The 11,398-nt window shown below is 59.4% G+C and carries 10 protein-coding genes; 8 read left to right on the top strand and 2 right to left on the bottom strand.

Annotated features, from left to right (window positions below):
- Positions 1 to 241 precede the first annotated feature (241 nt).
- The gene (gene gabT, locus D8U18_RS12205) at positions 242 to 1,519 is read left to right on the top strand and encodes a 4-aminobutyrate--2-oxoglutarate transaminase (protein WP_007994487.1); all 1,278 of its coding nucleotides are present in this window, start codon (positions 242 to 244) and stop codon (positions 1,517 to 1,519) included.
- Between the two features lie 136 nt (positions 1,520 to 1,655).
- Positions 1,656 to 2,870: a response regulator gene (locus tag D8U18_RS12200; protein WP_131107704.1), complete on the top strand. Its 1,215-nt coding sequence runs from the start codon at positions 1,656 to 1,658 to the stop codon at positions 2,868 to 2,870.
- A 53-nt stretch (positions 2,871 to 2,923) separates the two neighbouring features.
- Here D8U18_RS12200 and D8U18_RS12195 read toward each other — a convergent pair whose 3' ends face one another.
- The gene (locus D8U18_RS12195; RefSeq protein WP_130930978.1) at positions 2,924 to 3,913 is read right to left on the bottom strand and encodes a sensor domain-containing diguanylate cyclase; all 990 of its coding nucleotides are present in this window, start codon (positions 3,911 to 3,913) and stop codon (positions 2,924 to 2,926) included.
- 261 nt (positions 3,914 to 4,174) lie between these two features.
- A complete protein-coding gene (gene desA / locus D8U18_RS12185) occupies positions 4,175 to 5,356 on the bottom strand; it encodes a delta-9 fatty acid desaturase DesA (protein WP_056852063.1) in 1,182 nt (393 codons plus the stop codon).
- A gap of 148 nt (positions 5,357 to 5,504) precedes the next feature.
- On the opposite strand from desA, the gene dibA reads away from it, so the two are divergent.
- From dibA to D8U18_RS12155, 6 genes are all read left to right on the top strand, one after another.
- A complete protein-coding gene (gene dibA / locus D8U18_RS12180; RefSeq protein WP_130930799.1) occupies positions 5,505 to 7,421 on the top strand; it encodes a phosphodiesterase DibA in 1,917 nt (638 codons plus the stop codon).
- Positions 7,422 to 7,659: 238 nt separating this feature from the next.
- Positions 7,660 to 7,842, top strand: coding sequence for a sulfur starvation response protein OscA (oscA, locus tag D8U18_RS12175; RefSeq protein ID WP_007975618.1), 183 nt, complete (start codon positions 7,660 to 7,662; stop codon positions 7,840 to 7,842).
- Between the two features lie 78 nt (positions 7,843 to 7,920).
- Positions 7,921 to 8,934: a sulfate ABC transporter substrate-binding protein gene (locus D8U18_RS12170; protein WP_056852065.1), complete on the top strand. Its 1,014-nt coding sequence runs from the start codon at positions 7,921 to 7,923 to the stop codon at positions 8,932 to 8,934.
- A 129-nt stretch (positions 8,935 to 9,063) separates the two neighbouring features.
- Complete coding sequence (gene cysT / locus D8U18_RS12165; RefSeq protein WP_056852066.1) at positions 9,064 to 9,882, top strand: sulfate ABC transporter permease subunit CysT; 819 nt, start codon at positions 9,064 to 9,066, stop codon at positions 9,880 to 9,882.
- Between the two features lie 12 nt (positions 9,883 to 9,894).
- The gene (cysW, locus tag D8U18_RS12160) at positions 9,895 to 10,767 is read left to right on the top strand and encodes a sulfate ABC transporter permease subunit CysW (RefSeq protein ID WP_056852067.1); all 873 of its coding nucleotides are present in this window, start codon (positions 9,895 to 9,897) and stop codon (positions 10,765 to 10,767) included.
- A gap of 3 nt (positions 10,768 to 10,770) precedes the next feature.
- The coding region (locus D8U18_RS12155) for a sulfate ABC transporter ATP-binding protein (protein WP_131107703.1) at positions 10,771 to 11,398 on the top strand (628 nt) is incomplete at its 3' end.

Here is an 11,398-nt window from a genome sequence, read left to right as displayed (position 1 = left end):
TCCAAGTACGGCATCGAAGATTACCTGGAAATCAAATACCTCTGCCTGGGCATCTAAGCCCGGTAAAGGATCGCTTCAAGCGCAAAGGGCACGAGAGCGCTGTCCCTTTGCGCCGCTTCAAACCGGAATTTTCTCGGCGACCGGGAACGCTGTGGCAGTCGATCATCGCATGCTGCCGCCGCTGTTCCCCGTCGCTTTATCCTTGAACCACACCGCCCGATGAGCGGTGAATGAGGAATGTATGAGCAAGACTAATGCTTCTTTGATGGCCCGCCGTACCGCTGCTGTTCCACGTGGTGTTGGCCAGATCCACCCGATCTTCGCCGACTCCGCGAAGAACGCGACCGTAACCGACGTTGAAGGTCGTGAGTTCATCGACTTCGCCGGCGGCATCGCTGTGCTGAACACCGGCCACGTGCACCCGAAAGTCATTGCCGCGGTGACCGAGCAGCTGAACAAGCTGACCCACACTTGCTTCCAGGTTCTGGCCTACGAGCCGTACGTAGAAGTGTGCGAAAAAATCAACGCCAAGGTGCCAGGTGATTTCGACAAGAAAACCCTGCTGGTCACCACCGGTTCCGAAGCCGTGGAAAACTCCATCAAGATCGCCCGTGCCGCCACTGGCCGTGCCGGCGTGATCGCGTTCACCGGCGCTTACCACGGTCGTACCATGATGACCCTGGGCCTGACCGGTAAAGTCGTGCCTTACTCGGCCGGCATGGGCCTGATGCCAGGCGGCATCTTCCGCGCGCTGTACCCGAACGAACTGCACGGTGTGAGCATCGACGACTCGATCGCTTCCATCGAGCGCATCTTCAAGAACGACGCCGAGCCGAAAGACATCGCCGCGATCATCATCGAGCCGGTTCAGGGCGAAGGTGGTTTCTACGTTGCGCCTAAAGAATTCATGAAGCGTCTGCGTGCCCTGTGCGACCAGCACGGCATCCTGCTGATCGCTGACGAAGTGCAGACGGGCGCTGGCCGTACCGGTACTTTCTTCGCCATGGAACAGATGGGCGTTGCCGCCGACCTGACCACCTTCGCCAAATCCATCGCTGGCGGCTTCCCGCTGGCCGGCGTGTGCGGCAAGGCCGAATACATGGACGCCATCGCTCCGGGCGGCTTGGGCGGCACTTACGCCGGTAGCCCGATCGCTTGCGCCGCGGCCCTGGCCGTGATGGAAGTCTTCGAAGAAGAGCACCTGCTGGATCGTTGCAAAGCGGTCGGCGAGCGTCTGGTGACTGGCCTGAAAGCTATCCAGGCCAAGTACCCGGTGATCGGCGAAGTCCGTGCCCTGGGCGCGATGATCGCGGTCGAGCTGTTCGAAAACGGCGACAGCCACAAGCCGAACGCTGCAGCTGTAGCGTCCGTCGTGGCCAAGGCGCGCGACAAGGGTCTGATCCTGCTGTCCTGCGGCACCTACGGCAACGTTCTGCGCGTTCTGGTACCGCTGACTTCGCCGGACGAGCAACTGGACAAAGGCTTGGCGATCATCGAAGAGTGCTTCTCCGAGCTGTGATCTCCTAGTGTGACCTGATCGACAAAAAACCCGCTTCGGCGGGTTTTTTTATGCCAACCGAAATGTAACCCGCGCATTAGCGCTGTATCGAAAGGCCAGCATTCGCTAAGGTTCAGACATTGCCAGGGAGAGCTGTATGACCGTCGTCAATTTACCCGCCGTTCCGAGAGTACTGATTGCTGAAGCCGACCCTTGGTCCCGGGATCTGCTCAAGGAAGTGTTGTTGAACGTTCGCTGCGACGCGCGACTGGATCTGTGCGCCGATGGCCATCGGGCGTTGGAGCTGTTGGCGCAAAACCCGTATGACCTGGTGATCGTTGACTGGGAATTGCCGGGCGTCGATGGCCTGAATGTGTTGCGCAATGTCCGTCAACGCAAACGCAATCCTCCGTTGCCCTTCATCCTGATGAGCAGCCGCAACGACAGTGCGAGTGTGCGCGAGGCGTTGCCCTTGGCGCCTACCGCGTACCTGACCAAGCCGCTGAACATGGAAAGCCTGACCCAACGGCTGCAGGATCTGCTGCTCAGCGCCGGCCAGGAGGTGTCGTGCGAAATCCCGGCATTGGCGCCAGGCATGACATTGTCAGTGTTCCTGGAGCGTCGTCGTGAACTGGCCGAAGGCGCGCCGTTGATGACCGATGTGCAGTTGGCGGTCAAACGCAGCCTCAACCCCAATGGTCTCGACCTGACGGTGCTGGAAAGTGAAATTCGCACCGATCCCCAGATTACTGCCGTGCTGATCGCTGCCGCCAACAGCGCGGCCCAGCACCATGGTGCCGCCGTACAAACCTTGTCTCAGGCGCTGCATCGACTGGGTACCGGACAAAGCATGAACCTGATTCTGGGGTTGGCGCTCAAACGCAGTGCCCGCCTCAGCGATCCGTATCTGGCGGACCACGCGGAGCGCTATTGGGACCTGTCGCTGCACACGGCGGAATACGCGCGAACCCTGGCGCGCCTGCTCGACCTGGATCAGGCACGTTGTTATTGCGCGGGCATGCTGCATCGCTTGGGTGATTTGGCGTTGCTGCGTTGCTTGCAGGAATGGAAGCAAGCCGGTGGCGAGTTGGACGAGCAAGAGGAGGTCGGAGAAGCGCTGGCCGAATTCGGCGCCGCCTATGGTTCGGCATTACGTACGCGCTGGCGGCTGCCTTTGGAGCTGCGAGAGCTGATTGCCGCGGTCTACCAGCTCGGTGGCGGGGTTTATTCGCGCGAGGCCCTGGTGATGAACATGGCGGCGCAACTGGCGCGGTTGACTGAGCATGAAGGCATCGAAGAGCTGGCCAGGAGCCGAACGGCGAGGTTACTCAAGATCGGGTTGCCGGAGTTGATGCGGATGCGCAAAAAATAGACTCACCCCTAAACACTGTGGGAGCGAGCCTACAGGGGGCTGTGCTGAGCCGGTCAGGCGGTGACGATCCGGTTCTTGCCTTCGCGCTTGGCCTGGTACATCGCGGCATCTGCGCGAGCAAACAGGCTGTCGATGTTTTCGTCTTCAGCTGTGAGGCTGGTCAGGCCCTGGCTGACGGTGATGCCAAATGTCTGGCCGTCATGGTTAAAGCTCAAGCGCTGGATCTCCCGTTGCAGACGCTCGGCCACCTGCAGGGCCATCTCCGGTGAGCAGCCGGGGAAAATCGCTGCGAATTCTTCACCACCAATTCGCCCGAACAGATCGCCGCGACGTAGCGCTGCGCGGCCGCTGTCAGCAATCCGTTGCAGCACGTTGTCGCCTTCCTGGTGACCGTAAGTGTCGTTGATCACTTTGAAATCATCGATGTCCAGCATCAGGAACGACAGCGGCATGCCTTGCTGCCTTGCCAGTTCGAATTCCTGATGCGCACCGTCGAAGAAATGTCGGCGATTGCTGCTCTGCGTCAGAGCGTCGGTAGTGGCCAGGCGTTGCAACTCGGTTTCCATCTGCTTTTTTTCGGTGATGTCTTCCGCGATACCCACAATGATCAGCGGCAGGCCGGGGTCCGTCTGACGGTTGATGAAACATTTGTCGCTGAGCCAGCGCACCTTTCCGTCCCCATCGATGATCCGGTATTCGCGGTCTTCGACAGCACCTTTTTCCAGCACCTGTGCCAGGCTGCTCTCGGCGTATTCCAGGTCGTCGGGATAGATGCTGTCGCGCCACTGATTGAAGTCGGACAGCAAAAGGTCGGCGGAGCGGCCGAAAATCCGTTCATAAGCGGGGCTGACATACAGCACCTGGCGGGTTTCCCAGTTGAATGCCCAAAGTACGGCGTTGACGCTGACCAGCAGGGTGCTGAACAGCTGTTCGCGCTCACTCAGGCGCGCCACTTCGCCTTGAGCGTGCATCAGCGCCAACAGGGTTTGTGCGGCTTCTGGCCACTGCGCAGGGGATGAGTCTTGTTGGTTTCTATTGACCATTGGCACAAATCTCAAAGGACGTGCGCCGCTTGAGGTTCGAAAGCGGCCATAACGAAGCCCGCCGGGGCGGCGAAGTGTCTTTGAGATGGGGGATTTGCAGCGAAGTTCCCGCTTTTTTTGGCGAGGGAGCTTGCTCCCGCTGGGCGGTCCTGACAACGCGTTTTATTTGTCAGGTTGGCGGCCGCTTCGCAGCCGAGCGGGAGCAAGCTCCCTCGCCACAGTCAGGCAGTAGGGGGCAGCGAGCAAGCTCCCTTGCCACAGTCAGGCGGTAGGGCGCAGGGAATAGGTTTTCAATTGGTCAGCGAAATCACGCAGGGATTGAATCCCGCTGGCTTCAGCTTCGTGTACCCAGTCCTTGATGGCAGCCAGCATGTCATGACCATTTGAACTGGTTTTGACCCAGATCTGCTGCAGGGCCAGGCGTTTCTCGTAAATGACCTTCAACGCCTGGCTGTGCTCGAGCATGTTCTGGATGCGTACGTGGTGCTTGTCATCCAGCAGGCTGGTCTCCCGGGAGAGCAGGCGCTTGGCGCGGTGGAACTGGTGACGGACCGAGTGATCGACTTTCTCCAGCTCTTGCTTGACCAGCGGGCCGATCACCAATTTGCGGTACTGGGCCATGATCTGGAAGCGGTTGTTGAGGATCGCCATCGCGGTGTCCATGTCGAGGCTGCCTTTGCCCTCGACGCGGTGTGCAATCGGCGCGACCCGCTGGACCTTGGCCAGACGCAGGAAGCTGAACACTTGAATCCATGCCCAGCCCATGTCGAATTCCCACTTCTTCACCGACAGTTTGGCCGAGTTAGGGTAGGTGTGATGGTTGTTATGCAGTTCTTCGCCGCCAATGAGAATGCCCCAGGGCACCAGATTGGTCGCCGCATCGCGGCATTCGAAGTTGCGGTAACCGACGGCATGTCCCAGGCCATTGACCACGCCGGCGGCCCACACGGGAATCCACATCATCTGGACGGCCCAGATGGTGATGCCGATGGTGCCGAACAGCAGCAGGTCGATGACGCCCATGATCGCCACGCCCAGCAGCGGGAAGCGGGAGTAAAGGTTGCGCTCGATCCAGTCTTCGGGGCAGTTCTTGCCGTAGATGCGCAGGGTCTCGGGGTTTTCCGCTTCGGCGCGATAAAGCTCGGCGCCTTTGCGCAGCACGGTGGACAGGCCTTTGACGACCGGGCTGTGCGGGTCGTCTTCGGTTTCGCATTTGGCGTGATGCTTGCGGTGGATAGCGGTCCACTCACGGGTGTTCTGCGCGGTGGTCAGCCACAGCCAGAAACGGAAAAAATGTTTCAGGCCCGCATTCAGCTCCAGCGAGCGGTGGGCTGAATAACGGTGCAGATAGACCGTGACGGCGACGATTGTCACGTGGGTCATCAGCAGGGTGACTGCCACCAGCGACCAGGGCGACAAGCCGAGAAAACCTTCGTACCACATAGGCTATAGGGCCCTCGATAAATAAAAAAACAGCCGTTGCATTATCACTAAGCCCGCGCAGAAAACCAGTCGCCCTTTCAGATAAGAGTGGCTGGATGTTTCTTTAAATCTATAATCCCGGCAATTTTGTAGGGACATGGACCGTCGTATGTCTGCCAGCTATCGCGATGCCTTGCGCGCAGCGCTGCTTTACCTGTTGCTTTCTGTGGTCTGGCTGCAGGCTAGTGACTATTTATTGAACAGTTTCTTCGATCACTCGCTCGAGCGGTTGCGATGGCAACTGATCAACGGTTACCTCTGGGTGGCGGTGAGCGCCGGGTTGATCTTCATTGCCCGTGCCCGGCTGTTTCGATGTCTTGGCATCGGCGCCAAACTGCGCGAACGCAGTGAGGATCGCGAGCGATTGCGTCAGGCGGCCGCCGTGTTTGATTGCACCCGCGAAGGGGTGTTGGTAACCGATAGCGACGGGCTGATTGTCCATGTGAATCGCGCCTTCATGGAGATCACCGGCTATCAAGGTGAAGAGGTGTTGGGGCAGCGACCCAGTCTGTTCAAATCCGGTCGTCATTCGGCGGATTTCTATCAGGCGATGTTTGCCACCCTGGACAATTTGGGCGAGTGGAGCGGGGAAATCTGGAATCGGCGCAAAAGCGGGGAAATTTACCCGCAATGGCAAACCATCCGCCTCATTTTCGATGACCAGGGGCGACGCAGCCATTTTGTGGCGGTGTTTTCCGATATCAGTGCGGTCAAGAATTCCGAACACGAGCTGATGCACCTGGCGCACCACGACCCGCTGACTGATTTGCCCAATCGCTTGCTGCTCACCGATCGTGCCGAACAAGCCCTGGCCTCGGCGCAGCTTCACAAACGCGGTTGTGCATTGCTGGTGGTGGATCTCGATCACTTCAAGATGATCAACGACAGCCTTGGGCATCCCATCGGGGATCAGTTGCTCAAGGCTGTAGCCGGGCGTCTGAAAGGCATGTTTGACCCGGGCATCACACTGGCGCGACTGGGCGGCGACGAATTTGCCGTGTTGGCCGATTGCTGTCCGCAATTGATCCAGGCAGCTGCGCTGGCGCAACGGATCATCAACGGCCTCAAAGAGCCTTTCGCTATCGAGGGGCGCCAACTGTTTATCAATGCGAGCATAGGCATCAGCCTGTTCCCCAGCGATGCGTTGAGCGCCGAACAACTGTTGCGCAATGCCGATTCGGCGCTGTTCAAGGCCAAAAGCGCGGGTCGCAACGGATATGCGCTCTACACCGAAGAATTGACTGCCCATGCTCAGCAACGGGTCGAAGTCGCATTCCAATTGCGTCAGGCGCTGGAACAGCAGCAATTACGGGTTTATTACCAGCCGGTGCATGACCTGCAAACCAGCCGCTTGATCGGTGTCGAGGCGCTGGTGCGCTGGGAGCATCCTCTGCGCGGCCTGGTGTCGCCGGCAGAATTCATCCCCGTCGCCGAGCGCACTGGGCTAATTGCCGAAATCGATGCCTGGGTGATGCAGCAGGCGTGTCAGCAGATGTGTCAGTGGCGGCAGGCCGGTGTTGAAATTTCGTTTGTCGCGGTGAATGTTTCTTCGCGATTGTTCGCTCGTCGTGAGCTTTATGGGCAAGTGGCGCAGGTCCTGCACGAAACCGGGCTGGAACCTGCTTGCCTGGAGCTGGAAGTCACCGAAAGCGCGGTGATGGAGGACCCGGAGGTCGCGCTTGAGCAAATGCATCGACTGCGCGAATTGGGCGTGCGCCTGGCCATCGACGATTTCGGCACCGGTTATTCGTCATTGCTGCGGCTAAAACGCTTGCCGGTGCAGAAACTCAAGATTGATCAGGGTTTCGTCGCCGGTCTGCCTTGGGATGAAGACGACTCGGCCATTGTGCGGGTCATCATCGCCCTGGCGCAGAGCATGGGTATGCAAGTACAGGCGGAGGGCGTCGAAACGGTCGAGCAGGCGGCGTTCCTGCTTGAGCACGGCGCTGATCAGGGCCAGGGGTACTGGTTTGGTCGGCCGGTGCCGCCAATGGAGTTGGATTGGGCCCGAACCCCCATCATCTGATCGTTCCCCCATGCTCCGCGTGGGAACGCATCCCGTGGCGCTCTGCGTCACCCTGAGATCAGGGACGAAGAGCGTCCTCGGCGGCATTCCCACGCGGTGCGTGGGAAGATAAGTCTTTTGGTTATATAAACATTCTTAAATAGTCTTTTTAAGAATATCTGCGCCTCTCTACTATTGGTTTCACGCCGCAAGCAGTGCCGCCACTGCCAGGCAACCACACAGTCGAAGGAGCAGCACCATGAGCGCATCTCTGCGTAGCGTTGACGGTCAGGACGAAGCAACCATTCTGCGTGAAATCCAGAGCGCCCTGCGCGATCTGCGATTCGGCGCCGTGGAAATCACAGTGCACAACGCCCAGGTGGTCCAGATCGAACGCAAGGAAAAATTCCGTTTGCAGCAGCCGGGCAACAAGCCGGGCTGAACCTTGCGATCCTTGCGCCGGCACCGCGATTCCTAAAATCCATAAGAACTAGCCAATAGAATTCCAGGAGCTTTCACCATGTCGTCGATTCGCCATTTCGCTTTGGCCGCTCTGGCCAGTGCTCTTTTTGCCGGTACCGCGGTTGCCAAGGATTACGAGCTGTTGAACGTGTCGTATGACCCGACCCGTGAGCTCTATCAGGAATACAACGCCGAATTCATCAAGTCCTGGCAGAAGGATCATGCGGGCGATACGGTGAAAATCCAGCAATCCCACGGCGGTTCTGGCAAACAAGGCCGGGCGGTCATTGATGGTCTGCGTGCCGACGTGGTGACGCTGGCGCTGGCCGGTGACATCGACGAAATCGCCAAGCTTGGCAAAACCCTGCCAGCGGATTGGCAAAAGCGGCTGCCGGAAGCGAGCACGCCGTACACGTCGACCATCGTGTTCCTGGTGCGCAAGGGCAACCCTAAAGGCATCAAGGATTGGGGCGACCTGATCAAGAACGACGTGTCGGTGATCACGCCAAACCCGAAGACTTCCGGCGGCGCACGCTGGAACTTCCTTGCGGCGTGGGCCTACGGTCTGAAAGCCAATGGCGGCAACGAAGCCAAGGCTAAAGAGTATGTGCAGACCCTGTTCAAGCACGTACCTGTGCTGGATACCGGTGCTCGCGGTTCGACCATCACCTTCGTCAACAACGGGCAGGGTGACGTGCTGCTGGCCTGGGAAAACGAAGCTTTCCTGGCGCTCAAAGAAGATGGCGGCGCCGACAAGTTCGACATTGTCGTACCTTCTTTGTCGATCCTCGCCGAGCCGCCGGTGGCGCTGGTCGACAAGAACGCCGAGAAAAAGGGCAACACCGAGATCGCCGAGGCGTACCTCAAGCACCTGTACAGCCCGGCCGGTCAGGAAATTGCGGCGAAAAACTTCTATCGTCCACGTGACAAGGACGTGGCCGCCAAGTACGCCCAGCAGTTCCCGAAACTGGAGCTGGTGACCATCGACAAGGATTTTGGCGGGTGGAAAACCGCGCAACCGAAATTCTTCAATGACGGCGGCGTGTTCGACCAGATCTACCAGGCGCAGTAATCTGAACAATCCGGATTCATTGTGGCGAGGGAGCTTGCTCCCGCTTGAGTGCGAAGCGCTCATTAGAAGCAGGGACCGCTGCGCAGTCCAGCGCGAGCAAGCTCCCTCGCCACACAACCAAGGACTTTTATGTCGCGTCGTATCTCCCCCGTCATACCCGGCTTCGGGCTGACGCTGGGGTACACCTTGGTGTACCTCAGTCTGATTGTGCTCATACCACTGGCGGCGATGTTCGTGCACGCCGCTCAACTCACCTGGGATCAGTTCTGGGCAATCATCTCGGCACCACGGGTGCTGGCGGCGTTGAAGCTGAGCTTCGGCACCGCACTGTATGCCGCGATCATCAACGGCATCATCGGCACGCTGCTGGCGTGGGTGCTGGTGCGCTATACCTTCCCGGGGCGCAAAGTCATCGACGCGATGATCGACCTGCCGTTCGCGTTGCCCACCGCGGTGGCGGGCATCGCGCTGACTGCGCTTTACGCCCCCACCGGGCTGGTCGGTCAGTTCGCCACGGACCTGGGTTTCAAGATCGCTTACACCCCTCTGGGCATCACCCTTGCCCTGACTTTTGTGACACTTCCATTCGTAGTACGTACCGTACAGCCAGTATTGGCCGATATCCCCCGTGAAGTCGAAGAAGCGGCGGCGTGCCTGGGGGCGAAGCCATGGCAGGTGTTCCGTCATATCCTCGTGCCGGCACTGCTGCCGGCCTGGTTGACCGGCTTTGCCCTGGCCTTTGCCCGTGGGGTTGGCGAGTACGGTTCGGTGATTTTCATCGCCGGTAACATGCCGATGAAAACCGAAATCCTGCCGCTGCTGATCATGGTCAAGCTCGACCAGTACGATTACACCGGCGCTACCTCCATTGGTGTACTGATGCTGGTGGTTTCTTTCATTCTGCTGCTGCTGATCAACCTGTTGCAGCGGCGCATCGAAACCCCATAAGGAGGCGCGAACATGTCCCAATCGTCTATCGCGGCCGCCTCTTCGGCCAACGCTGCCCGCCGTGGCAGTGCGACTTCGCGGCGCATCCTGATCGGCCTCGGCTGGCTGATCTTTGCCCTGTTTCTGTTGCTGCCGCTGTTCATCGTGGTGTCCCAGGGTTTGAAGCTCGGTATCGGTGCGTTTTTCACCGCCATCTTCGAGCCGGATGCGTTGTCCGCCCTGAAACTCACGGTGATCGCCGTACTGATTTCGGTGCCGTTGAACCTGGTGTTCGGCGTCAGCGCCGCGTGGTGCGTGAGCAAATACACGTTCCGTGGCAAGAGCATGCTGGTGACGCTGATCGACCTGCCGTTCTCGGTATCGCCGGTGATCGCCGGTCTGGTCTATGTGCTGATGTTCGGCGCCCAGGGCCTGTTCGGCCCGTGGCTGCAGGATCACGACATCCAGATCGTGTTCGCCTTGCCGGGCATTGTGCTGGCGACGATTTTCGTCACCGTGCCGTTCGTGGCCCGTGAGCTGATCCCGCTGATGCAAGAGCAGGGCACGCAGGAAGAAGAAGCCGCGCGTTTGCTCGGGGCCAATGGCTGGCAGATGTTCTGGCACGTCACCGTGCCCAACATCAAATGGGGCCTGATCTATGGCGTGGTGTTGTGTACTGCGCGGGCCATGGGTGAGTTCGGTGCGGTGTCGGTGGTGTCCGGGCACATTCGCGGGGTGACCAACACCTTGCCGCTGCACGTCGAGATCCTCTACAACGAATACAACCACGTGGCCGCGTTCGCCGTGGCGAGCCTGTTGCTGATCCTGGCGCTCTTCATCCTGCTGCTCAAGCAGTGGAGCGAAAACCGTATCAACCGCCTGCGCGCCAGCGCCGCGGAGGAATAATTCATGTCGATCGAAGTGCGTAACGTCAGCAAGAATTTCAATGCGTTCAAAGCGCTGGACAACATCAGCCTGGACATTCAGAGCGGCGAGCTCGTCGCGTTGCTCGGCCCATCGGGCTGTGGCAAGACCACGCTGTTGCGGATCATTGCCGGCCTGGAAACCCCGGACAACGGCAGCATCGTGTTCCACGGAGAAGACGTGTCCGGCCATGACGTGCGTGATCGCAACGTCGGTTTCGTGTTCCAGCACTACGCCCTGTTCCGCCACATGACGGTGTTCGATAACGTCGCGTTCGGCCTGCGCATGAAGCCGAAGAACCAGCGCCCGAACGAAAGCCAGATCGCGGCGAAAGTCCACGAACTGCTGAACATGGTGCAACTGGACTGGTTGTCGGATCGCTACCCGGAACAACTCTCCGGTGGTCAGCGTCAGCGGATTGCGCTGGCCCGTGCCTTGGCGGTGGAGCCCAAAGTGCTGCTGCTCGACGAACCCTTCGGTGCCCTCGACGCCAAGGTCCGTAAAGAGTTGCGCCGCTGGCTGGCGCGCCTGCACGAAGACATCAACCTGACGTCCGTTTTCGTGACCCACGACCAGGAAGAAGCGATGGAAGTCGCCGACCGCATCGTGGTGA

It is taken from the genome of Pseudomonas sp. Sample_10 (assembly GCF_004321495.1).
Classification (GTDB): domain Bacteria; phylum Pseudomonadota; class Gammaproteobacteria; order Pseudomonadales; family Pseudomonadaceae; genus Aquipseudomonas.
This window is presented reverse-complemented; position numbering and strand designations above follow the sequence as displayed.

Excerpts from the sequence above, each read along its gene's own strand:
- gabT (WP_007994487.1), top strand. The coding sequence starts at position 242 with ATGAGCAAGACTAATGCTTCTTTGATGGCCCGCCGTACCGCTGCTGTT.
- D8U18_RS12200 (WP_131107704.1), top strand. The coding sequence starts at position 1,656 with ATGACCGTCGTCAATTTACCCGCCGTTCCGAGAGTACTGATTGCTGAA.
- desA (WP_056852063.1), bottom strand. The coding sequence starts at position 5,356 with ATGTGGTACGAAGGTTTTCTCGGCTTGTCGCCCTGGTCGCTGGTGGCA.
- cysW (WP_056852067.1), top strand. The coding sequence starts at position 9,895 with ATGTCCCAATCGTCTATCGCGGCCGCCTCTTCGGCCAACGCTGCCCGC.
- cysT (WP_056852066.1), top strand. The coding sequence starts at position 9,064 with ATGTCGCGTCGTATCTCCCCCGTCATACCCGGCTTCGGGCTGACGCTG.
- D8U18_RS12195 (WP_130930978.1), bottom strand. The coding sequence starts at position 3,913 with ATGGTCAATAGAAACCAACAAGACTCATCCCCTGCGCAGTGGCCAGAA.
- dibA (WP_130930799.1), top strand. The coding sequence starts at position 5,505 with ATGTCTGCCAGCTATCGCGATGCCTTGCGCGCAGCGCTGCTTTACCTG.
- D8U18_RS12170 (WP_056852065.1), top strand. The coding sequence starts at position 7,921 with ATGTCGTCGATTCGCCATTTCGCTTTGGCCGCTCTGGCCAGTGCTCTT.
- oscA (WP_007975618.1), top strand. The coding sequence starts at position 7,660 with ATGAGCGCATCTCTGCGTAGCGTTGACGGTCAGGACGAAGCAACCATT.